Below are 24,701 nucleotides of genomic sequence, written 5' to 3'. Positions count from 1 at the left end.
GATGAAATTAGGAATAAACGGATTTGGTAGAATTGGTAGAATCGTATTTAGAGCAACTGTAAAACGCAATGATGTTGATGTTGTAGCAATTAACGATTTATTAGATGTAGAACATTTAGCATACTTATTAAAGTATGATTCTGTTCATGGAAGATTCGATGGTGACGTTGAAGTTAAAGATGGTAATCTAGTAGTTGACGGAAAAACAATAAGAGTTACAGCAGAAAGAGATCCTAAAAATTTAAAATGGGATGAAGCTGGTGTTGATGTAGTTGCTGAATGCACAGGTATCTTTACAACTTTAGAAACTGCTCAATATCATATAGATGGTGGTGCTAAAAAAGTAGTAATCTCTGCACCTAGTAAAGATGCTCCAATGTTTGTAATGGGCGTAAATGATGATAAATTAACTGCTAGTCATACGATTACATCTAATGCATCATGTACAACAAACTGCTTAGCGCCTTTAGCAAAAATCATTGAAGATAACTTCGGGATTGAAGAAGCTTTAATGACTACAATCCATGCAGCAACTTCTACACAATTTACAGTAGATGCACCTTCACGTAAAAATTACCGTTTAGGTCGTAGCGCATTAAATAATATTATACCAACGTCTACAGGTGCTGCAAAAGCTGTAGGAAAAGTAATTCCTGAATTAGATGGAAAATTAACTGGTATGGCTTTTAGAGTTCCAACTGTAGATGTTTCTGTAGTTGATTTAACTGTTAAAACTTCAAGAGAGACATCTTTAGCAGAAATTAAAGCTGCTGTTAAAAAAGCTTCTGAAGGATCAATGGCAGGTGTAATGGGATATACTGAAGACGCTGTAGTATCTCAAGATTTCGTTAGTGAAGAAAGAACAAGTGTTTTTGATGCAGATTCTGCTATTGAATTAAATTCAAAATTCTTTAAGCTTGTAGCTTGGTACGATAACGAGTTCGGGTATTCAAATAAATTAGTTGATTTAGCTCAAAAGGTTAATTCATTATAAATAGAATTCATTTTAAATCTGTAGTTGAAAACTTAATTTGTTTAATCAACTACAGATTTATTTATTTAACCCATAACTATGATTTTAATAACAGATAGCGGTTCTACAAAATGTGATTGGATTGTAATTGACAAAGAAGGAAGTCAAATGCATGAAAAAATTCGTACAAAAGGTCTTAATCCTGCCATTTTAAAAGAGAAAAAGCTTTCTAAAATCATCAAAAAAAGTGATGAGTTAATGCAATTTAAAGATAAAGTAACTCATATTTTTTTTTATGGTGCAGGTTGTGGTACTGCGAAACCAAGATTAGCACTCACTGAAATTTTAGAATCAATTTTTACAAATGCAATAGTTGATGTTCAAGAAGATACAATGGCAGCTATAAGAGCTACTATTAATCATAATGCAGAAGCAGCTGTAGTTTGTATTATGGGAACAGGATCTAATTGTAGTTATTTTGATGGTAATAAATTACATCAACGTGTTGTATCGTTAGGATACACACTAATGGATGAAGCCTCTGGAAATTATTACGGAAAGGAATTAATTAAAGATTACTATTTCAACAATATGCCAGAAGATATTAAAATAGCATTTGAGCATAAATATAATGTAGAAGCAGATTACATTAAATACAATCTTTATAAACAGCCTAATCCAAATGCTTACTTAGCAAATTTTGCTGAGTTTATGTTTTTAAATAAGGATTCTGAATATATTGTTGAATTGATAAAAAAAGGATTCCGCCTTTTTACTAATAACATGATTTTTCAATTTAAAGAAGAATTAAAAACGGTTCCAGTTCATTTTGCAGGATCTATAGCTTATTTTGCAAAAGATGAAATAATCCAAGTTGCTAACGAGTTAGGTTTTACAGTCGGCAATTTTGAAAGACGACCAATTGAAGGTTTAGTTAAATATCACACTAACGAATTATAAATCATGGAAATAGCTATTATCGCACATGATGGAAAGAAAGCTGAAATGGTTCAATTCTTAAATGAACATAGAGCAATTCTACTCCACAAAAGTATTAATTTAATTTCTACAGGAACTACTGGAAAAAAAGTTAAGAAAGCTGGATTTGAAGTAGAACGTTTACTTTCTGGTCCTTTAGGAGGTGATGCACAAATAGCTGCGAGAGTTGCTGAAGGTAAATGTGATATGGTGTTATTTTTTAGAGATCCTCTTGAAAAACATCCTCACGAACCAGACGTACTTATGCTAATGCGCTTATGTGATGTTCATGATGTTCCTTTAGCTACCAATCCTGCTACAGCAGAATTATTAATCAAAGCTATTTAGATTCTGCTTTAAATGATTTAATAATTACAAAAGCACATACTCCTGTTATTGCTAACAATCCAAAAGCTAATGCTGTTTTTCCGTAGATAAAGTTTCCAATTGCAAATAATGTACAATACACACCAATAACTCCACTAAAAAACCCTAGAATTTTCATTCCGAAGCCTTTAAATTTAGATTCTTTTCCAAAAATTAAAGCATTAAACGTTTGAAGCGTATCATCATCAGTAGGCTTAGTCAGTAATGTAACAATCAACCATCCAATAGTCGTAACAACAACACCAAAGACTAATTGCCAATGACCAGCAAGTTCTATCATTGGAGTATCTAGCTTTCCGTTAACAAAAAAGAACACTGCAATTACAAATGAGATAATCATAGCTGCAATTTCACTATACGGATTAATTCGACTCCAAAACCATCTTAAAATAAACAGCAAGCCTGTACCTGCACCAATCTGTAATAATAAATTGAGAACTTCACCTGCCGATTGTAAAAAGAATGAAAATAATGCAGCGCAAATCATAAGTACTACAGTTGAAATTCGCCCAACTAAAACTTCATCTTTATCAGTAGCATTCGGGTTTAAAAAACGCTTATAAAAATCGTTTACGATATAAGAACTTCCCCAATTTAACTGCGTTGAAATTGTACTCATAAAAGCTGCAATAAGTGATAATAAAACAATACCAATTAATCCTGAAGGCAAATAAGTCATCATTGCAGCATAAGCGACATCTTCACCTTGCATTGAAGAAGATAGTCCAGGAAATGCATGGTTTATACTTTCTAAACTAGGAAACACGACTAAAGATGCCAAACTAACAATAATCCATGGCCAAGGACGAATAGCATAATGTGCCACATTAAAAAAAAGTGTAGCCCAAGTGGCATGCTTTTCATCTTTTGCAGCTAACATTCGTTGTGCTATATAACCGCCTCCTCCAGGTTCTGCTCCAGGATACCAAGTACTCCACCATTGAACAGCTAAAGGAATAATTAACATGGTCACTAAGGCTTCAGTATCGCTAAAATCTGGAAAAAACGCTAATTTATCACTCACATTTATATGTGTTAATAAATTTGTAGTGCCTCCAATTTCTGGCAAGTTTACAATATAAATGGTTGCCCAAACGCTTCCAATCATTGCGATAATAAACTGAATAAAATCCGTTATCAAAACACCTTTCAAACCTCCAAAAGCAGAATAAATGACTACAATAATAGAAGAGTAGAGAAGCATTTCTCCTTGAGATATTCCTAAAAGGATATTTGCGATTTTTGCTCCAGCCAAACAAACTCCTGCCATTGTTATAACATTAAAAATAACACCCAAATAAATCGCTCTAAATCCTCTTAAATAGCCTGCAATTTTTCCGCTATAGCGTAATTCATAAAATTCTAAATCTGTTGTAATTTCACTTTTCCGCCAAAGTTTAGCATAAAAAAATACAGTAAGCATACCTGTTAGCAACATTGCCCACCATACCCAATTTCCTGAAACACCATTTTGTCTTACAAGTTGAGTTACTAGTCCTGGAGTATCAGCAGCAAACGTTGTTGCCACCATACTAACACCTAGCAACCACCAAGGCATATTGCGTCCTGACAGAAAAAATGCTTTAGAGCTTTTTCCAGCTTGTTTAGATACATAAATTCCGATGCCAGCAAAGAGTATTAAAAAAGAAATTATAATAACCCAATCAAGTGTAGAAATAGTCATAATAGAAATTGAAGTGTTAGTGTCACAAATCTAATATATAAATTGAAATAAAAAAGGCATCAGCGCTTAACTAATACCTTTTAGAAATTTTGATTTGTAAACCTCTTATTTAAGCCATCCTTTTGCGGAAGACATTTTTGAAAACCATACTAAAAACGCACAAACTATAATAACCATTAATGGCATTACTGGACTTGCTCCTTCTACAGTAGCTATAATATATACTTGTTGAATTGTAGCGGTTACAAATGAAATTAGAAAGAGCATAAAAGCCCATTTTTTTCTAATTAACAAGGCAAGACAGCCTAGAGCTCCACAAAAAACTGCTAAAGCAAATGCAGCTGTATACCAAGAAGGGTGTTCAATTAAAAACTCAGCTTGTTGTTCTTCTGGTAATGCTGCAATCATATCATCTGTCATAAAAGCATGAGTGAGATACATTAAAACTCCCATACCATTCCAAATAAGGGCAACTACAGCAATGATCCAAAACCAAACAGGTGGTTTTGAGTTTGAATAATCAGTCATAATATTTTACATTTAGTTAGTTATTGACAACAATTTATGAAAATAATTGCTAAAACATAAAAAAACCTTCCTTGTATTTACGTTTTACGCAAATTCAAGAAAGGAATAACTTATAAAAAAAATATGTAATTAATCTTCTACGACATGCAAAACAGGTGTTTTAGTTACCCATTTTCCATTTTTAGATTCACCAAGAATATATACGTCTTTAGTTAGTTCGTACTCCTTAATGGTTCTTAACATTTGTTCTTTAGTATCTCTATGTAACTTAATACCAGAATTTTTTCCTTTGTTTCTTAATTCGATATAAAATCCATCTCTGAATTTTATAGGTTTCGTTGGAGGTCTTCCCATGTGTAATATTTTATGAAGGATTGAATTTGCATATTAGTGAAAATAAAATAAATATGCAAGCCTTACTTTAATTTATCAAAAGTAAATCAATAACAAATACTAAAACAGCATTTTTTATAGCTAATAGTTATTAATAAATTGATTAATGCTATACCAAATAGTTTTTATACTTTTAACATAGGTCTAAAATTTAATATTTAATGAAAGTCAAAACTAAAAAAAGAGCATATAAAGCTTCAAATTTGCCTCCAGGAACAATGGCATATAGAGGAAAAAAAGCAGCTTTAAAAACAGTAGTAGATATTATTAACTATTCAAATGCGGCTTTTAAAAAAATTGATAGCAACAATGTAGAAGACGGGTTCAACTTTGAAGGAAACAAACAAGTTACTTGGATTAACATAAACGGACTCAACAACTTAAAAGATATCGAGAAACTTGGTGAACATTATAATTTACATCCATTAACTCTTGAAGATATAGTTAACACGAGTCAAAGACCTAAGCTTGAAGAGTTCCAAAATTATATTTTTATTGTTTTCAAAATGTTATATTTTAAGGATAATGATATTTTACAATACGAGCATTTAAGTATGGTCGTTGGTAAAGATTATGTATTAACATTCCAAGAAGCTGATGGTGATATTTTTGATGATTTAAGAGAACGCATTGAAACTGCTAAAGGTAGAATACGTTCGCAAGGTGCCGATTATTTAATGTACGCAATTTTGGATGCTGTTGTAGATAATTATTTTAGTGTTATTGAAGCAGTAGGAGATAAAATTGAAGATTTAGAAGCCAATATTTTTGAATCTAAAGCAGATAATACAAATACACCAAGTCAAATTCAGTATTTAAAACAAGAGGTTTTAAAAATAAGACGCTCTATATTTCCGTTACGAGAAGTCATAAACAAGCTTGAAAAATTAGACAATACAATTATTGATGAAAAATCTCTAAGTTATATAAGAGATTTATATGATCATATTATACAAGTCAATGAGTCTATTGATTTATATCGCGAAATGGTCTGGAGTTTAATGGATATGTACATGACCATCATTAGCAATAAAATGAATGAAGTCATGAAAGTACTAACCATTATTGCTACTATTTTTATTCCTTTAACTTTTATTGCAGGTATTTACGGTATGAATTTCACTAATATGCCAGAGCTACAATCTCAAAATGGATACTACATTTTACTTGCCGTTATGTTTGTTCTTTTCATTTTTATGTTAATTTATTTTAGAAAGAAGAAGTGGCTTTAACATAATTTATGTTAAACGAATCTTGATATCGTTAAAGGTCGTTAAAACGCTTGCCAAATCTCAAATATCCTATAGTTTATATAGTGTAATTAATTATTAACACTAAAAATAAACACGATGAGTTATTTGAATATGAAAGATGAAAATTTAATCCCAGTTGTTGTAGAATTAAATACACTATCGGCTAACTACCATGTATATTACCAAAAACTAAGAAGTTTCCATTGGAATATTTTAGGAGAAAATTTTTTCGATTTACACACTAAGTTTGAAGAATTATACACTGATGCTCGAATAAAAATAGATGAAATTTCAGAACGAGTATTAACACTAAGGCATCATCCAATGAGTAAGTTGAGTGATTACTTAGAAATTTCTGAGGTTAAGGAAGTATCGCCTCTAAAATCTGACAGAGATATGGTCATTGAAACCCTTAACGATCATAAAATATTACTTAAACAAATGAGTAATGTGATTAAAAAAGCCGAAAATGCTTCAGATGAAGGCACTTTAGATTTGATTGGAGCTTATATCAGAGGCTTGGAAAAATCAAGTTGGATGCTAAATGCATGGACAAAAAACACGTCTGATAAATTGAAAGTTGATATGATTGAATCTTAATTCGACACATCACTATTTGCATACATAAAGGCAAATTCAACAAAATCTATCTAGCAAATTACAACAATATCATCTACGTTTGATAGGTAACTATTCTATAAAATTATTAGAAATTCAAGAGTTCTGATCGTCAGACACACTCAATACTAATCATTAAAATTTTAAAATTATGTTACGTTGGACAATCACATTTATAATTATAGCAATTATAGCTGGAATCTTAGGTTTCGGTGGAATTGCTGGAGCATCAGCAGGAATTGCTAAAATATGTTTCTATATTTTCATAGTCCTTTTTATATTATCCTTATTAAAAGGCATCGTAAAAAAATAGGAGCAGAGCACTTTAAAAACAAATTACAACTATTAAAAACCATTCAAAATGAAAAAATTAACATATTTATTTATCGCATTATTTAGTTTAAGTTTATTAACTACAAGTTGCAGAGAAGAAAAAACTGCAAGCGAAAAAGTTGAAGAAGCTATTGAAGACACAGGCGATGCTATCGAAGATGCAGCAGATGACGTTGAAGATGAAGTTGAAGACATCACTGATGATAATAAATAATTAATACAATTGTATTAGCTTAAGTCTCGGCACTATTGTCGAGACTTTTTTTGTACTTTTAATCACATATTTGCAATTAGACAAAAATTAATATGAACGAAACGATACCTAGAGAAACCTTTACTTTTTTTAAAACCTTAGAGAAGAATAACAATCGCGATTGGTTTAATGATCATAAAAAAGAATTCAAAGAGATTGAAGCTGAAGTAAAACAAGTGTATCATCAATTATTTGAAAAACTTAGTAAACATGACCAAGTAGATAAATTTAAAATGTTTCGGATTTATCGTGATGTGCGCTTTTCAAAAAACAAATTGCCTTACAAAACACATTTTGGTGGTTCTTTTGGACGAAAAAAACCAGAATTAAGAGGTGGTTATTATTTACATATACAACCTAATAACGAATCGTTTATTGCAACAGGTTTTTGGGAACCTAATAAAGATGACTTATTAAGAATTAGACGCGAATTTGAACAAGATGCTGAAGACATTAGAAAGATCATCAGTCAAAAAGCTTTTAAATCGGTTTGGGGAAACATTGTCGGTGATGAATTAAAAACTGCTCCTAGAGATTTTGATAAAGAACATCCAGCAATTGATCTAATACGAAAAAAGCAATACATTTTTACGAAAAAATATACAGATAAAGAGGTGCTTAGTAGTGATTTTATAGACAATGTTAATGATTCATTTAAAGCAATTCGTCCGTTTTTTGATTATATGAGTGATGTACTCACAACCAATCTTAATGGTGAATCGATTATTTAAACTAAATCGCTTTCGCTAAAGGCTCTGCAAACACTTGTATATTACGAACCAAACGTTCTTTTACGATACTCATCATTCGTTTATTTAATGCTGAAGAATTTTGAATATAAAGTTCATATTCTTCCACAGTAAATTGTCCGATAATCATTCCTTTTATTGAGTTTCTAAACTTCATATCTTTATGAATAGCATTCTCAATATAAGCCAATTGTTTTTGTAAGGATAAATCATAAAATACATTTTTCCGTTTCGTAATATAATTTCTAAATACTAAAACGAGTAAATGATTTTGCATTTTAACTATTGGACGTATGGTTGCATTCTGAAAGCATTCGTCTGAAGACATATTATCATTAACTAGAGCTGTTGCTATAATGGGTCTGATGGATTTCAAATTCGTAGATCGATCATTCATGGCTTTAATTTTAACTAAAAATAGAGATTATGATACGCTTATATATTGGGTCTGTTTTATCTTGTTAACTGTCTTATTAACAAATACAATATTATTATTACAGTATTGAACATCGTAATATCTTTTTGTAGCATAAAAAATCACAAAGAATTATCTTTGGTGAAAACAATGAAACAACTATGAGATTCCACACACGTAAATGGGTTAAACCCGAAGATTTAAATCCAAATCAAACTTTATTTGGAGGACAGCTTTTAGCATGGATTGATGAAGAAGCAGCACTATATACGATTATTCAATTAGAGAATTCAAAAATTGTTACGAAGTATATTTCAGAAATTAACTTCATGTCATCAGCAAAGCAAGGTGATATTATTGAAATAGGTATTGAAGTTATAAAATTTGGTAAATCATCATTAACTCTAAAATCTGAAGTACGAAATAAAATGACAAGAGAAACCATCTTAACAGTCGATAATATCATCATGGTAAATCTTGGTGAGGATGGAAAACCAAAACCTCATGGAAAAACAGAGATAGAATTTGTAAAAGATAGATTAGAGGAATAGGTAACCTATTATAGAGAAGCTTATCATTTTAACATAGGCATTTGTCACCTTGAGCACTACTGAAATAAAAATATATTTTTATTGAGTATCCATAAATTTAGTTGGATACTCAAATACTTCTAAATCAAAATATGAGACTGCTGCTAAGGCATGATCAAAAATATCTGCCATAATATATTCATAGTTTTCCCAACGTTTATCACTGCTAAAACAATAAATCTCTAAAGGCAAACCATATGGTGTAGGTTCTAGCTGTCGAACCATAATTGTCATGTCTTTATTAATTCCCGAATGATTTTCTACATAGGTTTGCATGTACTTTCTAAAGACTCCAACATTAGTAAGATTACGACCATTAATTAAGGCCGATTTATCAATTTCTTTTTCAGTATTATAGTCAGAAATATCTTTTTCTCGAGCGTCTAAATATTTTGTTATTAGCTGAATGTCTTTCAGTTTTAAAATATCATCCGCTTTTAAATATTTAATGCTTTTCGCCTTCAGAATAATGGAGCGCTTAATTCGTCTACCTCCTGAAGATTGCATGCCTCTCCAGTTTTTATAAGAATCTGAAATTAACGCAAACGTTGGGATATTGGTAATGGTCATATCAAAATTCTGAACCTGAACTGTAGATAAATTAATTTCAATCACTTCGCCATCAGCACCATATTTTTCCATTGTAATCCAATCGCCAATTCGAACACTATCATTTATAGCCACTTGAATGCTTGCCACAAAACCAAGAATGGTATCTTTAAATATCAACAGTAATACAGCAGAAGCTGCTCCAAGTGTTGTGAAAAATTTAATAAATGATAAATCAATAATAATGGCTAGCATTGATGCAACACCAATAATCCAAATAAAAAGCATAGCAACTTGTATGTAGCTATCTATTGGTTTATCTTTTAATTTTGGTAAAGTTTTGAAGTAGGATTCAAATGTTTTAAGAATACTTCTAATAATCCAAATGGTCAATATAATTCCATAGACTTTTATGAGCATAATAATATATGTCTCAAATTGAGGAAAATCATGAAATACTATTGGAAATAGTTTAATAGTAAGTATTAAAGGAACTAAATGTGCAATGCGTCTTGGTGCACGATTATTGACTAATAAATCATCAAAGTTTGTTTTTGTTCTTTCAGAAAAACGGTTAGAAAACGTTATAATAATCTTTCTAGTAATTCTATCAGCAATAAAAAGTAGAATCGCTAATATAATTAGTAAACTTATCATGTTTAGGTACTTTGCCGAAACTTCTGCAAGACCAAACGACATAAAATAATCATAAAAAAAATGACGAATAGATTCCATTTATTTCGTTTTTTTCAAGTAAGTTTTATCCACATAGAATGTTCCAAACGGGATAATTGATGCTACAAGTACGATTAATAAAGTTTTACCATTCCACTTTAGTTTAGCTGCGAGCAAAACTGCTAATACGATATAAGCCATAAATAGCAAACCGTGAGCCATTCCTATTGGAAACAACAAAACTTGATAAATATCTAAAAAATAAGGCTTAATAAAAAGCATGTTCCCAAACAAAACGAGATAAGAGATACCTTCTAAAAGGGCTATTGTTTTAAAACTATTAAATAACGAAAACATAAGGCACTAATTTGAATGCAAAAGTACCTTATATGACTTACTATATCTAGTTTTTAACAACTTTTTTAACGAATACAGTTGAGTTATTACTATCAATGAATTTAGCAAAATACAAACCTGAAACCAAAGATGATAGTTGTAATTGAGTACTATTTTGAAAAACATCAGATAGATACACTCGCTTACCGTCAAGACTATAGAGTTCTACACGCAAAGGCTTGTTACCAAGATTTGAAATTACAAGCTCATCCTTAAATGGAATAGGATAGAGGCTAATTGCATCTTCTATAGCAACTGTAGAATTGCTTAATGTTCCTTCGAAAAAACCTAAAGCAAAATCAAACGCATCATTACCTATTTTATCTCCAATAATTCGACCTCTAATATCATCGATAGGAGGATGAATTCCACCCCAAATTCTTGATAAACTAGTTTGATCTGAAGCATCACGATACGTAGCCCATTGTAATGTCATGTTTTCAGTAGGACCAACTTCAAACACTAAAAAGTCATTTTGTACTAAATCGAAAGTCCCCATTCCTCCTGGAAAAAATGGATCTCCAGTTAAACGTGTCAACACTTCAGAAGCCGCTCTTGAAAATGCAGAATGACCTGATAAGTAGCCTGCAAAAGGTGGCGTAACAAATGTTCCTCTTTGGTAAGGCCACCAATGTTCACCTAAAATCCAATCTACACCAGCAACATCAGTTTCTGGATCATTAATAAAGTCTGGACCTCTCCAAGCAAATATTTTGATTTTTCCAACATTTTCATCTCCAGCTCCAGCTAATTCTTCACCTGATTGCACTTGCTCTATTAATCCTGGAATTAATGGCATACCATGAGGATCATAATTTGGTAACATTGCATCGCTACTTTGACCTTTTCCAGCCATATATCTTATGGCAGAAATCGGACGAATATAATCGTAGTAACCTTTAATTCCCCATATATTCACTGCAGAATCATGCATAGCTCCACCAAGTGCCAAATAACACTTTACATCCCATTCTAAATCATCTAGTGTAGAACCAACTCCACCAATTTTTTTAACGACATCTGGATGATCACTCACGTAATTCATTAAAGTAAACCAGTGTCCTGGAGGTGTTTCAGAATCTGGTCCATCTGCCCAAAACTCAGCTAGAACTCTAGCATAATCTGAACGCTTCACCATATTTGGCGCATAGGCTAAACCTGTTGATGGATTTAATGCATGACCTGTACTAGCATCACCTCCATTAGTGAAATCATAAAATGTTTTATATTCTTCAAAAGTTTCTGGAAAATTAACTAAATCAAAATTCCCAATAGCTCCAGGAGAAATATCTATCATTGTTGGATCTGTTGGATCTAAATGTGACGACCAAGAAGCTACTAAAGCAAAATTCCACTTATAAGGATCATCAATTCCATCTTCATTAGAATTTTGAATATAAGCAGGAGGTCCTGGATCATTATAAACATAACAATCAAAACCATCATTTAAAACATCTAAATCTTCAGGAACTAAACAAAACGGTTTTACAGTTCCCCATTCTGGACTTAAAAAAGCTGGTGTTTCACTAGGAAAAATATGACCACTTTGATCTACAAACATATCAAATGCTAATGGTTGCCATTTATTTGGATTAATTCCTGTATTATCTTGATACAATTCTAAAATGAGAGGATCATTCTCTGGTGTATAATATGAATTAGGATATCCAAACTGTTCAAAAGAATTATCATCCAATCCAAAAGCAATCATTTGGGCTGCTAAATAATTCCCTAAAGCAGCATAGGACCCTGTACTATAATCTTCAGAAGTTATAGCGTCATTATAACCATAACTTGAAAATAAATCATCAATCTCTATGGTGATTTCAGCATTACCAGGAGAATTAGCAAATCTATGTTTAAGAAGTCGTAACATCGCATAACTAATCACTTCATGTGTTGCTGCATCTGTATCTGAAGGTGTTGAAATTCCGTTAAATACACAATTGTAGCCATTAAAGGTTTTTCCTAAGAATACTGTTTCTGCTTGAGAATCAAAAATAGCCCAAGCATCATACATTAACACAGAGCTGTGAAATAAATTTCTTGCATGTACAGTAGGTCTAGCAAAGTCTGAACGAACGGCATCTAATAATACTTCATTCCACTCACGCGCAACAGATTGCTGTGCATTTGCTAAAGAAATTATAGAGGTGAATACGATAAAAAATAATAATGTAATTTTTTTCATTGGTAATCAGTAGGTTAAAAGTTATACAGTAAAATTAAAAAAGTTTTTGAATTGACAAAAAAATACTTACACAACTTCGATTAAATGTCTAATATTTAGACAATTAACTTGTAAGAATAAAAAAAGACTACTGTTTAAAACAGTAGTCTTTCATGGATTAACTAAAAATTTATATAGGGATTTTTCAATTACATTTTATTCTTTTGAAGCCATCATCGCAAAGAATTTGTCAATATTTGGTAAAATAACAATTCGTGTTCTTCGGTTTGTTGCTCTATTTTCTTTTGTATCATTGTTAACTAAAGGTTGGTAAAAACTTCGTCCAGCTGCAATAAGTTTTTCTGGAGCTACATTGTGCTCACTTTGCAATTTTCTAACTACAGAAGTTGCACGCAATACACTTAAATCCCAATTGTCTTTTACTGAAGCTGTATTTTTCATTGCTTTATCATCAGTATGACCTTCGACCATAATATCTAAGCTTTCTTCAGAATTTACAACATTTGCAATTTTTTGTAGGATTACATTTGCCTTATCACTTATTTTATAACTACCAGATTTGAATAACATCTTATCTGAAATAGAGATCATCACTACAGTTTCTTCTATTTTAATAGAAATATCATCGTCTTCTTCAATGTTTCCCATGGACTCTTTTAGGTTGAATTGAATCGCAAGATTCATTGAATCTTTCAACGTTTTTGCTGTAGCAAGGTAAGCAGGAGGTACCTTTTTAAGAGATTCTTTTAAGGCTGCCTTTTGGTTTTCTGAAACCATAACTCCATCAACATTTACAAGTTTAGCATTGTTGTCTTCGGTAAGTGAATTAATTTTAGAATTATAACTATCTACACGAGCTTGAATGGCTACAAATTTGCCTTCAAGTTCTTCTTTTTCAACTTTTGTTTTAGTGAGTTCGCTTTTAATCTCACCGTTTTCGGTTTCAAGAGCAACATACTTTTTCTTTGATACACAAGCTGTTAAAAACAAAGCTGATAATGCAATTACTGAAATTCTTTTCATAATGTTTCAATTTGAGTTTTAGTTTATATAGATATCTACGCAAGCAATTACAATATGGACTTCATACAAAGGCATTTTTTATTAACAAGCAGTTTTTAATTCTGAATAGTTCAGTTATATTTATACATCTGCAATGAATGTGATGTAGTTATGAGTATTTTTAATAAAAACAGAAAAATATTGGTCACCAAAAAAAGTTTTGGAAAGTATCTATTATATGGAATCGGAGAAATTATTCTTGTCGTTATTGGTATTTTGATTGCTGTGAGTATTAATAATTACAACGAAAAAAAAGCGTCTAAAAACCAACTAGAATCTTATTTACAAGTCTATAAACAAGATTTAGAAGTAGACACATTGGTTGTTGGTCAAGTTTTAAAATATTTAGATGAAAGAAAGGCGCACTTTCAACTTTTTTTAGGGGATAGTGTTTCGGCAAAAACGTATCAAGAAAATCCTGAAGGCTACGGAATTATATTATCTTATTTTCCATTTAAACTTCAGCAAAAGGGCATGGGTCTACTAGAAAAATATGTCAATGATACTGAAATTGAGCAAGACACTTTAATTTCAAATATATTAGCTACTCATAGATTTCATGAAAATTTAATCAAAGAAACCGTTGACCGTGTTAGTGATGATATCGATAATAATTTGACGTATTTTAAAGAAGAACAGCCATGGATTGGCGATTTACTTACAGGAAAAATTGACCATCCAGATATGATGCCATATTTACTAAGTCAAAACTATAAAGCACGATTAGCAGTACATTCTACCTTTGTATATGGCAATTTAGAACCGCAATTAAAAGCTATTCAGTCATTTAACAAGAAAACTATAAGTGAATTAAATGAACGTTTAAAACAGGAGTAGAGCATGAAAATATTTAACAAACAAAGATTTCAACTCATGAACGGAAAGCAATTTCAGAAGTATTTAGTATATGCCATAGGAGAGATTATCTTAGTAATAATTGGCATATTATTCGCTTTAGGCATCAATAATTGGAATCAGAAAAATCAATTAGAAACCGCAAATCTAGAGCTTCATAAAAAGGTGTTAGTGCAATTGGATAAAGACATTGCTTACATTAACGATTTTCAGAAGGATTTAGATACCTTAGGTCAGACATATCGAAAGGTATTAGGTCGTGAGTACGATAAAAGCATGGTTAATGATAATGGCGTATTATCTACCGTTTTATTTCAAGTCACTACGCTATCGTTAGATAGACATCTTACAAATTTGATAGACAACTCTGAATTAGATGATAGTAAAGCCTCTCAAGAATTGATAGAACTTAATGGTAATTTTAAATTGTATCTGAAGAATATACAAGATATTGAAGATATTATCTTTACGAAAATAACAGCTAATCTTGAACACATTGAAAAAACACAAGATTGGTATACGGAGTTGATTACTGATTTTGTGTGTAGAAATGATTGCATTAACTACTTGCTAAAAGATGAAGGTCATAAATCTAGAATAGCCTCTTTACGATTTTTATATGTTAGTGGCTACGGAGAAATTGTTGAAGAATTTAAAAATGATTTACAATCCTCAAAAACTGATTTAGAAGCGTTGATCTCTGAATAGGGATGCTTAGAGATGATTTGAAATCAGCAATGCTGACTATTTAAACAAAAGATTTCTTAATAATAGTCTTGTTAGACTACAATTTTACTAGTTTATTATTTTACATGAGAAGACATAGGCTCTCTACTAAAGGACATTAAAAATAACGATGCCATAGCCAAAGATGCGTAAGACTCTTAATGAACCATAATAAGCCACACTTTTAAAAGGATATTTTATTAAGCCAGCTGTCATGCAAGACACAGCAAAGGGCACAGGTAATAAAGCGCCAACAACAATTAGAAATCCACCCCATTTTTTAGAATTTTCAAGTTGTTTTTCCATTTTGTTCTCTAAATAACGATGTATTGATGGAAGCTTTGTAGATAGTTGCCCTAACCAATATGACATTAAACCACCAGCATACGACAATAGTGCCAAAATACTAAGAAACACCCAAGGTGTCGCCATTTTCCCAGACCAGGCTATAAACATTTCGGGAGGAACGAGACCAAGAATGGTTTCAGACATGAAAAAGAAACTCAATACACCATAAACTGGTAAGACTTCAGTAAGACGCACTAAAAGTGTATTGATATTAAAAAATTGATTAATCGTTACTAAAGCCACAATACATATAACAATATATGGAAACGCTGTTTTTAAAGCATTCCAAATGAAGTCATAAAAACCAGTTTGTATATTATATTGGTGTAACGCTTGAAATCGGGATTTACTTGAAAGATCACGTGTACGAGTAGTAGGTTTCATTTAGGTTAAAGGTTTAGTTGGTTTCTTTTGGGTGTATAAATATAATATATGAATTATAAATCCGATGTAATTATTAAATTATTCGATGAAGTGCATAGTTAATTATAGTATTGATAAATTTTTGTAGCATGAAACACAGACTATATAATAATTATAATGGTATTTTCATTTTATCATACTATCCTAGAAGTGATCATCCTGTGGATGATTGATTCTGGATACGCAATTAAATTCTATTTTACATACTATCTAGAAGTAATCATCCTGAGGATGATTGATTCTGGATACACAATCAATTATAAAGAGGTTGGGTTTATTGAATAATTCTATTTTACATAATATAAATTATAGTACAAATGTATTCGTACGAGTAAAATAGCGAATAGAACTTTTGGGTTCTATTTTACATAGTTGCAGATATGACGCCTTTAGGTTCATATCGATAGCAATTATGTAACAGCTATTTTACGGGAAGCTATTAGTTAACATTCGTAAGCTATAATTCTATACTATGTAAAATACCCCAGAAACATTAGTCTACTAAAGAATATACAGAATTTGGGGCAATTAAACTTATAAGCGGTTTGCTTCGCAGAGTTGTTTCATTTGTAACTATAATTTGACGTTATGTAAAATATCCGCTGCCAACGCTTATTGTTTTTACAATTCAAATTGCTTATTGCAATTTATTTATAACTCAATTTCCAGCCGCTTGCCAGCGCATTTAAAAAGCTAGTTTTTGATTGTTATTCAAAATTTGGCTTATTTGAGTATTTGTGCGTTATATTTTTTTCTAAGCAATTCTCAGAGACTTGCCATAAGAGCTTAAATTTAAAAAAAATAAAATTCTAAGCACTTATTGTATTTTCGCTATTATTTGAACCTTTCTGAACTATCTCTTTATTATGTAAAATAGAAGTACCTGATTGTATTTGAAAAATTGATACTCAATCAATTCTTTCAAATAATATGTAAAATAGAATTTTAAAGTTTTGAACTATTTAAGTTTTTATTAATTCTGTTTTTCTTGATAAAAAAAGAAATCGAAATTGATGATATCAAAGAATTCTACAATTTCGTAACCAGCATAATTTGGCATTTGTACATCTAGAAAAACAGCATTAGGTTGTAATTTCTTTATTTGCTCTACACCATCTTCTAAATTATTACAAGTAGCAACAATATTGATATTTGAAGATGTTCTCTTTAACAGATTGGCTAAAACACTTATCGCACTTGGTTCATCATCTATTAATACCGCTTTAATTTCAGCCATAAACGTAAAGATATGAATTGTATATTGTTTATTAGAAAAGATTTTATGAATGGTAGGATTGGGTTTGTGAGATGCATGAACACCTTTAAATAAAGCCAATAAATATCAACAAGTACTTTATACAAGACTATTAAATTTATAACAGATTTATAATGAATGTTGGTTCAACGTAGTAATCGCTTATTTTTAATCCTCCTTCTCCAACACCTCTGGTCCTAAACGCTTTTTATCTAAATGCTCAATACCATTTGTCATCCAAAGTGGTGCAGGTGCATCTTTGAGGTAGTGATCAAAATACTGTTTCATACGGATTTGGAAATCCTTTTGATTGTCTTCTTTTTGTAAATGATGTGGTTCATCTGGATATGATAATAGGATGACTTCTTTACCTAATCGTCTAGCCGCTGAATAAAACTCTAAGCCTTGATTCCAATCTACTGCTCCATCAGCTGTACCATGCAGAATAAGAAACGGCGTTTTGATGTTGGGCGCATGATGCAAAGGTGATTGACTTTGGTAAAGCTCCATGTTTTCCCAAGGGCTTACTCCCATTCTACCTTGTGACCATTCTAAAAGTGGTCCATTTGAACTCCCAGAACGTTTGTAATTCACATTGTACATACTGATTAAATTGGTTAATGGTGCACCTGTTACTACAGTGGCAAACATATCGGTTTGAGTGACGATAAAAGACGTTTCGTAACCTCCCCAACTATGACCTTGTAAACCAATTTTATTAGGATTTGCATAACCTTGTTTGATGACTTCTTTTACTGCGCTTGTCACATCATCTAAAGCTGAAGAACCTGGTAAACCCACATCAAATATGATATCTGGCATTAATACCAAATACCCATTACTTGCGTAGGTTGACATGTGTGGTCTGTCATCATACGTTGGCATGGAATACACGTGATGTCTTTGAGACATTCTTTCATAAAAATACACGACCATTGGATAGGTTTTTCCAGGCTCATAATCTGCAGGTAAGGCTAAGGTTGCTTGTAATTCATGTCCACGTTCATCTGTATAATCTATCAATACTCTTTTTCCCCATTTGTAATTGGACTGCTGTGGATTAGCATTCGTTATTTTTTTAGGCTTTTCGAATGACAGATCAGAAGTCCAATAATCTGGGAAGTCTACAAAAGTCTGTTCTGTAAAAATAACTTTATCTGCATGTTTAGCCTTAGTAACTCTGCTAGTCATTTTATCTTCATAACGCAACACCTTTGGAGTATTGCCTACTTCTACTTCATAATAACCTCCTTTTTTAGTCTTATCTCCATAAGCAGAAAGTAATAAAGGCTTAGTTAGGTCAAATGCTTCTGCCTCAGGATCAAGTTGCACCAATCTGAAACGGATGCTTCCTTCATTACCTAAACCTTGTGTAAGATTAGCTGTCATGTCTGAATTAAGAGCAATCGTCCATAAATCATATTTATGATTCAAAAGTAGTGTATTGCCATCTTTAGACCATCCAGCCACACCATAGGTTGGTTTTTCAACAGGTTTATCATTATCTTCATCACTAAAGTTAATTCCTGTTTTAGCCGTTAGATTGGTTAAGCTTCCTTTTTCGAAATGATATCCCATTACCTCACCATCTTTAGAGAATAAAGTCCAATCACCATTAGGCGACATGCCCATATTTCTATATACATTTTTAGCGATAAGCTGCTTTGCTCCTGTTTTGGTATTGATGCTGTATAAATCTTCAAATCCGCCAGGAATGTTTACGTTTTTGCGATATAGTGTGTCTACACTTCCAACAGCCCAGATATTCTTTTCGCTAGTGTTAACGTAAGTCATATTGTCATTTTCTAATTGGAAAAACGTTTTGTTTTCTAGGTTTAAAATAGATTTAAATGTTGCTTTTTGATCTCTTTTAGCTTGTACGATTTGACGTGATTGAAGGCGTTCATCTTTCCAATGCCAAACATCTACATTGGCTTTAAGTTCATCGTCTTCTTTTAATTCGGTTTGTTGTTCTTTTACACCAAAGACTAGTTGAGTACCAGCTTCATTAAAATTAAGACTAGCGTACTCACTGATAACCATATTTTTAGGAAACTTAGCATCTTTTTCTGATGCATACGTTGCTTGATTACCTACAGTTGTCATACCAGGAGTAAGGTTTGAAGCCCAATAGATTGTGTTGTTAAATTCAATATTTCCTTCATCCTTTGTTCCGAATAGGACTGCTATTTGTTTTTTTTCTTTATTCCATGACATTTGATTATAGGTAAACGCACCTGTATGTAAAGGCCATGTACGCATGTTACTCAAATCTATTAAGTACATTCCATTTCCGTTGTCTCCATCTGCATCCACTAGATAAGACAAGAATGTTCCTTCTTTATTAAAGGCGAAATTTGAAACGTTACCAATATTAAGCGTCTTATCGCCTACTAAATCTTTAAGCAGTAAATCACTTCCTTTATGATCTGCTTTTTTATCCTTTGAATTTTTATGAATGGCGATGAACTTGGCTGTTTTTGAGAAGCTAAAGTCCTTAACGCTTGTAACTTCAGACACTACATTAGATTGAAGATTTACAATTTGCAAATCACTTAATACTGGATCCTTGGCTTTTTTAAGTTTTTTTATAGCTTCTTTAGTTGGATCAACAAAAAATGCCAACCATTTACTATCCTCTGAAAAGGCTACTTTTTTTCCGTTAATGACAGTTCGTAATGTATCTGCATCAAGTTTACGAATGTGCAGTGTAGCATCGCCTTCATTTGGTGTATAGGCATAAGTCATATAGTTTCCATCTGGTGAAAGCGCTGTATTTCTTATTTGATTCCATTGTGCGTAATCCTCTAGTGTAAGAGGTTTTTGTGTTTGACCGAAACTTAATTGGCTACAGATTAGTAGTCCGAAAATTATTTTGAAAAGTCGTTGGTTTAGGATGGCTCTCATAATTAATTGGTATAATGGATTGATTAATATGTGGTATTTCACAAATATAAGAAATGTAGACAGTAAGTGGTTTAGGATAGCCAGCTTAAAGAAGTTAATTTCAATAGCCTAAGAAACTATTTGCTTTTCCATACAATAAAATGGATATGCTCTATCTGGAAAGCACACATTACCACGTATAACATAATTACGCTTAGTATAAAACTCGATGGCACTTTTGTTCGTCGTATTTTTTTAATCTGATTTCATTAATAACTTTATTTATATCCTCGAGCATATCATATAATGCATTAAAGTTTCTAAAAAACTTTAATGCGTTATATAATAATTCAGTTATAATAGAATACTTCATTACTCCTATTCTAGATAATGAAGTAAAATATAATGCTCCATAGATACTTGCTTCAAAAACACTATTTTGAATTGTTTTTTTTATCTATGCTAAAAACTATACCCTATACGCAAGTGCATATTTAATTCCATTTCACTTTTGTTTTTTAAATAACCAGCGCGTTTTGCAAATGTGTAACTAAATCCTGCACCAAGACCTGCTTCATAATTAAAATGCTTTCCTAAATTTCGCCTAATTCCCCAAGTAGGTATAATAGAAAAATCACTTACAATAGGAGCATTGTCTGTGTTAAATAAGACAAACCAGTCAGGATGATAACTCATTTTTAAAGCAATAAAATTGCCACTATTGCCATCAATTCTTTTTGAGTTCTCTGAGCGTTTTTTGAGGTTGTAATAGAACCTTGGTTCCACAACTATAACAGGTGTTAATAGAAATGGTGAATCATAATCATCGTAAAAAGTTGTTTCCCAAATACCAAAATCAAAACCAATCTCTGTTCTCAATGCTATGGTATTTGATAGTTTTGCTTCATTATATGCCCAGATTCCTAAAACGCCTGTTTGTAATCCATATATTGATTTTTCTACACTTGTGTTTTGAGATTTGGCGATTAATGTTAGTCCGCATAAAATCAAGGTAAATACTGTTTTTTTCATAATAAAAATTTTAAGTGAATTTGTTAATTCTAATCTATAACCAACTAAACCCTAATCCTATATTAAAGATTAAAGCATCTCTATGTTCATCTCCATCAAAAGACGTACGACCAAGCACTAATTTAGACTGTACATTAAGCGCAAAGTTTTTCTTTTTGTAAATTTCGTAACCTGTACTTGCCATAACAGCGCAACCAAAGTTCCAATCGTCATTTACATCGTCTTTAATATCATAAAGTGCTGGCGAATCTATAGCTAAACCAATACCTCCATGAATCCACCAACGATCTTTTACCCAATATTGTAGCGATGGAATAAAACCTCCAAAGTTCCTGTCATTATCCTGAAATTCATAAATGTTTCCTGGCATTGAAAGAGTAATAGCGAGTTTCTCGTTTAACATGTAGCCAAACTTCAAATCTGGAAAAACGAATGTTCCTTGAGATGTATCAAATGTTTGAATACCTGCACTATCTTCTATACTGATAATGCCTCCACCTACTACGAATTCGAGGATGAAACCATCTCTTTGTGTTGTTGTTTCTACATTTGTGTTTTGTGCATATGCTATACTTGATACTAATGCCAAGACTATACAAGCCATTTTTAATAAAATTTGTTTTTTGATTGTTTTCATTTTAATTGATTTCATAATTGTTTGTTTTTTGATTGTTTTTTGATTATTGATTTTTATAATTACGGTGCAAACTTCCTGTAAAAACAGGCGATTATGAAGTTAACTTTCCGAACTGTTGATTTAAAATAATGAATTGTTGATTGGTAATTAAATTCTGAATTTACTTTGTGATTCTTAACTAAACTCAATGGCCTAATTATAAAACCATGGAGTTATCACGAGAAGTTTATGTTGCCTGCAATTTATATATTCATTTCCATTTCATATTGATTTACCGTATTGGCCAATCCTAATGCATTAATCATATTTATTTTATGGTTTAATATTGTATCAATATTTAGGATTGATTATTAGTTAAACCATATTCTAATGCCGCTCCAATAGCGATTCCTAGAACAAACCATAATTGCATATTTGAGGTTATATAGCCTATTATGGTGCCTAGTATAATCCCTATTCCTAATTTAACGCCTTTCTTACTTTTTTTAGTTTTCATTTTTATTGATTGTGATAATTGCTTTCAAAAGTAGGATGAATGATAGAGTTTAAAGTTCTAATTTAAGAATCAGAACTTATTTATAAATCTAGATTTCATTCAAAAACAGATACGCTTGAAGCAAATTATTATAACAGAATATTTTATTTGTTAAAATTCCAGACTGGTAAAGAAATACTACTCTTCCCTGTAAAAGTTATTTTTAAAGGAATTTCGGCATCTTTAACGCTTTCGATATTTACATCTTTACCTGTGCCATAATTAAGTTGCGCATTGTTGTTTTTATTAACGTTAAGCACTACCACTATCCTACTGCCTTTTTCTAACTTTTTACTAATTAGTTTTGAATTGTTAAAAGATACTTGTGTAATGTCATTAGGCGTTAACAAATTTCTATGCTCTCTATCTATGGCATAACTAGCTCTGCCTATATAGTAACTTAAATGAAAGTATGTTCCTTCTGGCGTTAGTTGATAGACGATTACCGAAAAATCCACATCTTTTTTATTGATTGTAAACGCCAAGTTGCAAAAAAATGATCCATTTATAATGACATCATCTTTTAAGGCTTCAGATTTAAAAACCAAACCATCCTTTAATTTGATATTCTCCTTTTCTAAAGGCCAAGAGCTCTAACTTATAATGCCATCATTTAGGTATAATCCAATAAGACTGAAAGAATTAATAATTCCATGTGCAATTATTATAGGAAAAAGTTTTCGCTTAATTATAAAATAGACTGAACCAAATATAAGGGCAATACAACCAGTGGCAATAACACCTGCTAGTCCCTGGTAAATATGTAGCATTCCAAATATTACAGCATGTGTAATTAATGCCATAATTATTCCCAATTTATTATTTCCAGAACAATCAACCAATCTATTTAGTAAATATCCACGAAATAACAACTCTTCACCTAACGCTGCACCAAACCAAACAACTGTAATTAGGTAACCTATAAACACAAGAGGTTTTCCCATAAAAAAGGCAAATCTATCAGCTACACCTGCTGGGTTAGTTAGACCAAAACTTTCCAAAATTGGTTTTACAATTAGTCCCATAATTGAAAAAACTAGTATTACAGTGCCAAGTGCTATCAATATATTAATCAACCAATTTTTTGTGCCTTTTGGAATCTTAGGTCCAAACGCTTTCCATTTTATTTTATTTTGTTTCATAAAAATTGTACTAACTATAATTCCACACCAAATTGCTATTGAGCCAGCACCAATCACTTCGAAATAATCCGCAAGGTGTTTTATGCTCACTATAGTTAGGAATACAATTGCTACTTCTGCAAGTATTTTAATATTAAAGGGTTTCTTTTGTGGTTCCATATCATTCATCTAATTGTTTTTTTTATTTATGGTTTTTAGCCCAAGTATCATTAAAACGATAATTAGGGTAATAAAAAAAGTAGTTGTCGAAATACTTTTTATCAGTGAAAATAAGCTAGTCGTTTTTACTGAAATCTCTGTCAAATCAGGGTAACTTTTTAACATTCTGATAATTCCGAAATTCTCCAAATAATCCGCAATCCCTGCAATTATGGGTAATAGACTGAGATAGATATAAGGGGAATCTAATTTGTTTAATTTTTTTAAGAAATATCCCAAAAGCAAACAGTAAGAGAGTCCGAATAGTAGTGGGTAAATCATATCCACAGGTATTTGATTGGTCAGATACGTCAAACGTCCATTTTCTCCAAGCGAAGTCAATAATTCACTTACATAATCCCAATCATATCCTGTAGGCATCATATCCAGTAATTTCATTCCGTTAGAGAATTCCATTGTTTTAGGAATTGTAACAGTCAGCATAAAGGTGTAAACAACATTGGTTAAGATAAAAAGTCCTAAAACTTTTTTTCCTGAACTATTCTTTTCTATAAATTTGGTTAATTGTTTCATTTTATTCATCATTAATATCAAACCCTAATTATGCAATACAAAATCTATTACTGTATAGAAATACTGTAAATACTAAAGTTATATTCCGATCTTCTATTGCATA

The 24,701-nt window shown here is 31.5% G+C and carries 28 protein-coding genes; 11 read left to right on the top strand and 17 right to left on the bottom strand.

The genetic code is table 11. The annotated features are described in order from the left end of the window. Window position 1 precedes the first annotated feature (1 nt). From gap to MUN68_RS06850, 3 genes are all read left to right on the top strand, one after another. Complete coding sequence (gene gap, locus MUN68_RS06860) at window positions 2-994, top strand: type I glyceraldehyde-3-phosphate dehydrogenase (RefSeq protein WP_249994265.1); 993 nt, start codon at window positions 2-4, stop codon at window positions 992-994. A 78-nt stretch (window positions 995-1,072) separates the two neighbouring features. After that, entirely contained in the window at window positions 1,073-1,933 is an 861-nt protein-coding gene (locus tag MUN68_RS06855; protein WP_249994262.1) for an N-acetylglucosamine kinase, read from the top strand. A 3-nt stretch (window positions 1,934-1,936) separates the two neighbouring features. After that, complete coding sequence (locus tag MUN68_RS06850; protein WP_249994260.1) at window positions 1,937-2,299, top strand: methylglyoxal synthase; 363 nt, start codon at window positions 1,937-1,939, stop codon at window positions 2,297-2,299. On the opposite strand, the gene MUN68_RS06845 is transcribed toward MUN68_RS06850, so the two are convergent. The 3 genes from MUN68_RS06845 to MUN68_RS06835 form a co-directional block, all read right to left on the bottom strand. Next, window positions 2,292-4,022 (bottom strand): sodium:solute symporter family protein, encoded by a 1,731-nt coding sequence (locus tag MUN68_RS06845; protein WP_249994258.1) that lies wholly within the window; start codon window positions 4,020-4,022, stop codon window positions 2,292-2,294. The two genes, MUN68_RS06850 and MUN68_RS06845, sit on opposite strands and share 8 nt — an antisense overlap. A 105-nt stretch (window positions 4,023-4,127) precedes the next feature. After that, window positions 4,128-4,550 carry a hypothetical protein gene (locus tag MUN68_RS06840; protein WP_249994257.1) on the bottom strand — a complete coding sequence of 141 codons (423 nt, stop codon included), beginning with the start codon at window positions 4,548-4,550 and terminating at the stop codon, window positions 4,128-4,130. 129 nt (window positions 4,551-4,679) lie between these two features. Continuing rightward, on the bottom strand, window positions 4,680-4,904 hold the full coding sequence (locus MUN68_RS06835; RefSeq protein WP_249994254.1) for a hypothetical protein: 225 nt from the start codon (window positions 4,902-4,904) through the stop codon (window positions 4,680-4,682). 200 nt (window positions 4,905-5,104) lie between these two features. Between MUN68_RS06835 and corA the strand changes: the two genes are divergently transcribed. The 5 genes from corA to MUN68_RS06810 all read left to right on the top strand — a co-directional run bounded on the left by corA (window position 5,105) and on the right by MUN68_RS06810 (window position 8,131). Next, on the top strand, window positions 5,105-6,175 hold the full coding sequence (corA, locus tag MUN68_RS06830; RefSeq protein WP_249994252.1) for a magnesium/cobalt transporter CorA: 1,071 nt from the start codon (window positions 5,105-5,107) through the stop codon (window positions 6,173-6,175). Window positions 6,176-6,292: 117 nt separating this feature from the next. Beyond that, window positions 6,293-6,796: a Dps family protein gene (locus tag MUN68_RS06825; protein WP_249994250.1), complete on the top strand. Its 504-nt coding sequence runs from the start codon at window positions 6,293-6,295 to the stop codon at window positions 6,794-6,796. Between the two features lie 169 nt (window positions 6,797-6,965). Next, a complete protein-coding gene (locus tag MUN68_RS06820) occupies window positions 6,966-7,127 on the top strand; it encodes a DUF1328 domain-containing protein (RefSeq protein ID WP_249994242.1) in 162 nt (53 codons plus the stop codon). A 48-nt stretch (window positions 7,128-7,175) separates the two neighbouring features. After that, the gene (locus MUN68_RS06815; RefSeq protein WP_249994240.1) at window positions 7,176-7,361 is read left to right on the top strand and encodes a hypothetical protein; all 186 of its coding nucleotides are present in this window, start codon (window positions 7,176-7,178) and stop codon (window positions 7,359-7,361) included. A gap of 92 nt (window positions 7,362-7,453) precedes the next feature. After that, window positions 7,454-8,131: a DUF2461 domain-containing protein gene (locus tag MUN68_RS06810; RefSeq protein ID WP_249994237.1), complete on the top strand. Its 678-nt coding sequence runs from the start codon at window positions 7,454-7,456 to the stop codon at window positions 8,129-8,131. A 1-nt stretch (window position 8,132) separates the two neighbouring features. Here MUN68_RS06810 and MUN68_RS06805 read toward each other — a convergent pair whose 3' ends face one another. After that, the gene (locus MUN68_RS06805) at window positions 8,133-8,546 is read right to left on the bottom strand and encodes a glyoxalase (protein WP_249994235.1); all 414 of its coding nucleotides are present in this window, start codon (window positions 8,544-8,546) and stop codon (window positions 8,133-8,135) included. A gap of 179 nt (window positions 8,547-8,725) precedes the next feature. Here MUN68_RS06805 and MUN68_RS06800 point away from each other — a divergent pair, with 179 nt between their 5' ends. Continuing rightward, window positions 8,726-9,115 (top strand): acyl-CoA thioesterase, encoded by a 390-nt coding sequence (locus MUN68_RS06800; RefSeq protein WP_249994233.1) that lies wholly within the window; start codon window positions 8,726-8,728, stop codon window positions 9,113-9,115. Between the two features lie 78 nt (window positions 9,116-9,193). Here MUN68_RS06800 and MUN68_RS06795 read toward each other — a convergent pair whose 3' ends face one another. The 4 genes from MUN68_RS06795 to MUN68_RS06780 form a co-directional block, all read right to left on the bottom strand. Beyond that, on the bottom strand, window positions 9,194-10,438 hold the full coding sequence (locus tag MUN68_RS06795; RefSeq protein WP_249994232.1) for a mechanosensitive ion channel family protein: 1,245 nt from the start codon (window positions 10,436-10,438) through the stop codon (window positions 9,194-9,196). Next, window positions 10,439-10,735, bottom strand: a complete 297-nt coding sequence (locus MUN68_RS06790; protein ID WP_249994230.1) for a DUF3817 domain-containing protein — start codon at window positions 10,733-10,735, stop codon at window positions 10,439-10,441. Between the two features lie 46 nt (window positions 10,736-10,781). Then, on the bottom strand, window positions 10,782-12,965 hold the full coding sequence (locus MUN68_RS06785) for a T9SS type A sorting domain-containing protein (RefSeq protein ID WP_249994228.1): 2,184 nt from the start codon (window positions 12,963-12,965) through the stop codon (window positions 10,782-10,784). A gap of 195 nt (window positions 12,966-13,160) precedes the next feature. Continuing rightward, entirely contained in the window at window positions 13,161-13,988 is an 828-nt protein-coding gene (locus tag MUN68_RS06780) for an OmpA/MotB family protein (RefSeq protein ID WP_249994226.1), read from the bottom strand. A 180-nt stretch (window positions 13,989-14,168) separates the two neighbouring features. Between MUN68_RS06780 and MUN68_RS06775 the strand changes: the two genes are divergently transcribed. Together MUN68_RS06775 and MUN68_RS06770 are read left to right on the top strand one after the other, a co-directional pair. After that, entirely contained in the window at window positions 14,169-14,864 is a 696-nt protein-coding gene (locus MUN68_RS06775) for a DUF6090 family protein (RefSeq protein ID WP_249994224.1), read from the top strand. Window positions 14,865-14,867: 3 nt separating this feature from the next. Next, complete coding sequence (locus tag MUN68_RS06770; protein ID WP_249994222.1) at window positions 14,868-15,590, top strand: hypothetical protein; 723 nt, start codon at window positions 14,868-14,870, stop codon at window positions 15,588-15,590. A 126-nt stretch (window positions 15,591-15,716) separates the two neighbouring features. On the opposite strand, the gene MUN68_RS06765 is transcribed toward MUN68_RS06770, so the two are convergent. From MUN68_RS06765 to MUN68_RS06725, 9 genes are all read right to left on the bottom strand, one after another. Next, the gene (locus tag MUN68_RS06765) at window positions 15,717-16,340 is read right to left on the bottom strand and encodes a YqaA family protein (RefSeq protein ID WP_249994220.1); all 624 of its coding nucleotides are present in this window, start codon (window positions 16,338-16,340) and stop codon (window positions 15,717-15,719) included. Window positions 16,341-17,352: 1,012 nt separating this feature from the next. Beyond that, a complete protein-coding gene (locus MUN68_RS06760; RefSeq protein WP_249994219.1) occupies window positions 17,353-17,715 on the bottom strand; it encodes a LytR/AlgR family response regulator transcription factor in 363 nt (120 codons plus the stop codon). A gap of 87 nt (window positions 17,716-17,802) precedes the next feature. Continuing rightward, on the bottom strand, window positions 17,803-20,541 hold the full coding sequence (locus MUN68_RS06755) for a S9 family peptidase (RefSeq protein WP_249994217.1): 2,739 nt from the start codon (window positions 20,539-20,541) through the stop codon (window positions 17,803-17,805). Between the two features lie 441 nt (window positions 20,542-20,982). Next, a complete protein-coding gene (locus MUN68_RS06750) occupies window positions 20,983-21,552 on the bottom strand; it encodes a hypothetical protein (RefSeq protein WP_249994215.1) in 570 nt (189 codons plus the stop codon). Window positions 21,553-21,586: 34 nt separating this feature from the next. Further along, window positions 21,587-22,204, bottom strand: coding sequence for a hypothetical protein (locus MUN68_RS06745; RefSeq protein ID WP_249994213.1), 618 nt, complete (start codon window positions 22,202-22,204; stop codon window positions 21,587-21,589). Between the two features lie 322 nt (window positions 22,205-22,526). Next, complete coding sequence (locus MUN68_RS06740) at window positions 22,527-22,685, bottom strand: hypothetical protein (protein ID WP_249994211.1); 159 nt, start codon at window positions 22,683-22,685, stop codon at window positions 22,527-22,529. Window positions 22,686-22,828: 143 nt separating this feature from the next. After that, a complete protein-coding gene (locus MUN68_RS06735) occupies window positions 22,829-23,272 on the bottom strand; it encodes a CocE/NonD family hydrolase C-terminal non-catalytic domain-containing protein (RefSeq protein ID WP_249994209.1) in 444 nt (147 codons plus the stop codon). A gap of 45 nt (window positions 23,273-23,317) precedes the next feature. Continuing rightward, on the bottom strand, window positions 23,318-24,025 hold the full coding sequence (locus MUN68_RS06730; RefSeq protein WP_272792419.1) for a CPBP family intramembrane glutamic endopeptidase: 708 nt from the start codon (window positions 24,023-24,025) through the stop codon (window positions 23,318-23,320). Window positions 24,026-24,034: 9 nt separating this feature from the next. Then, entirely contained in the window at window positions 24,035-24,598 is a 564-nt protein-coding gene (locus MUN68_RS06725; RefSeq protein ID WP_249994205.1) for a hypothetical protein, read from the bottom strand. Between the last annotated feature and the right edge of the window lie 103 nt (window positions 24,599-24,701).

Origin of the sequence: Psychroserpens ponticola, from assembly GCF_023556315.2 — a bacterium.
Lineage (GTDB): Bacteria > Bacteroidota > Bacteroidia > Flavobacteriales > Flavobacteriaceae > Psychroserpens > Psychroserpens ponticola.
Note: the sequence above shows the minus strand (reverse complement) of the source record. Positions and strands in the feature narration are given on the sequence as shown.

What these genes read in the sequence shown, in the direction of transcription:
- gap (WP_249994265.1), top strand. Translation starts at nt 2, where the DNA reads ATGAAATTAGGAATAAACGGATTTGGTAGAATTGGTAGAATCGTATTT.
- MUN68_RS06855 (WP_249994262.1), top strand. Translation starts at nt 1,073, where the DNA reads ATGATTTTAATAACAGATAGCGGTTCTACAAAATGTGATTGGATTGTA.
- MUN68_RS06850 (WP_249994260.1), top strand. Translation starts at nt 1,937, where the DNA reads ATGGAAATAGCTATTATCGCACATGATGGAAAGAAAGCTGAAATGGTT.
- MUN68_RS06845 (WP_249994258.1), bottom strand. Translation starts at nt 4,022, where the DNA reads ATGACTATTTCTACACTTGATTGGGTTATTATAATTTCTTTTTTAATA.
- MUN68_RS06840 (WP_249994257.1), bottom strand. Translation starts at nt 4,550, where the DNA reads ATGACTGATTATTCAAACTCAAAACCACCTGTTTGGTTTTGGATCATT.
- MUN68_RS06835 (WP_249994254.1), bottom strand. Translation starts at nt 4,904, where the DNA reads ATGGGAAGACCTCCAACGAAACCTATAAAATTCAGAGATGGATTTTAT.
- corA (WP_249994252.1), top strand. Translation starts at nt 5,105, where the DNA reads ATGAAAGTCAAAACTAAAAAAAGAGCATATAAAGCTTCAAATTTGCCT.
- MUN68_RS06825 (WP_249994250.1), top strand. Translation starts at nt 6,293, where the DNA reads ATGAGTTATTTGAATATGAAAGATGAAAATTTAATCCCAGTTGTTGTA.
- MUN68_RS06820 (WP_249994242.1), top strand. Translation starts at nt 6,966, where the DNA reads ATGTTACGTTGGACAATCACATTTATAATTATAGCAATTATAGCTGGA.
- MUN68_RS06815 (WP_249994240.1), top strand. Translation starts at nt 7,176, where the DNA reads ATGAAAAAATTAACATATTTATTTATCGCATTATTTAGTTTAAGTTTA.
- MUN68_RS06810 (WP_249994237.1), top strand. Translation starts at nt 7,454, where the DNA reads ATGAACGAAACGATACCTAGAGAAACCTTTACTTTTTTTAAAACCTTA.
- MUN68_RS06805 (WP_249994235.1), bottom strand. Translation starts at nt 8,546, where the DNA reads ATGAATGATCGATCTACGAATTTGAAATCCATCAGACCCATTATAGCA.
- MUN68_RS06800 (WP_249994233.1), top strand. Translation starts at nt 8,726, where the DNA reads ATGAGATTCCACACACGTAAATGGGTTAAACCCGAAGATTTAAATCCA.
- MUN68_RS06795 (WP_249994232.1), bottom strand. Translation starts at nt 10,438, where the DNA reads ATGGAATCTATTCGTCATTTTTTTTATGATTATTTTATGTCGTTTGGT.
- MUN68_RS06790 (WP_249994230.1), bottom strand. Translation starts at nt 10,735, where the DNA reads ATGTTTTCGTTATTTAATAGTTTTAAAACAATAGCCCTTTTAGAAGGT.
- MUN68_RS06785 (WP_249994228.1), bottom strand. Translation starts at nt 12,965, where the DNA reads ATGAAAAAAATTACATTATTATTTTTTATCGTATTCACCTCTATAATT.
- MUN68_RS06780 (WP_249994226.1), bottom strand. Translation starts at nt 13,988, where the DNA reads ATGAAAAGAATTTCAGTAATTGCATTATCAGCTTTGTTTTTAACAGCT.
- MUN68_RS06770 (WP_249994222.1), top strand. Translation starts at nt 14,868, where the DNA reads ATGAAAATATTTAACAAACAAAGATTTCAACTCATGAACGGAAAGCAA.
- MUN68_RS06765 (WP_249994220.1), bottom strand. Translation starts at nt 16,340, where the DNA reads ATGAAACCTACTACTCGTACACGTGATCTTTCAAGTAAATCCCGATTT.
- MUN68_RS06755 (WP_249994217.1), bottom strand. Translation starts at nt 20,541, where the DNA reads ATGAGAGCCATCCTAAACCAACGACTTTTCAAAATAATTTTCGGACTA.
- MUN68_RS06750 (WP_249994215.1), bottom strand. Translation starts at nt 21,552, where the DNA reads ATGAAAAAAACAGTATTTACCTTGATTTTATGCGGACTAACATTAATC.
- MUN68_RS06745 (WP_249994213.1), bottom strand. Translation starts at nt 22,204, where the DNA reads ATGAAATCAATTAAAATGAAAACAATCAAAAAACAAATTTTATTAAAA.
- MUN68_RS06740 (WP_249994211.1), bottom strand. Translation starts at nt 22,685, where the DNA reads ATGAAAACTAAAAAAAGTAAGAAAGGCGTTAAATTAGGAATAGGGATT.
- MUN68_RS06730 (WP_272792419.1), bottom strand. Translation starts at nt 24,025, where the DNA reads ATGGAACCACAAAAGAAACCCTTTAATATTAAAATACTTGCAGAAGTA.
- MUN68_RS06725 (WP_249994205.1), bottom strand. Translation starts at nt 24,598, where the DNA reads ATGAAACAATTAACCAAATTTATAGAAAAGAATAGTTCAGGAAAAAAA.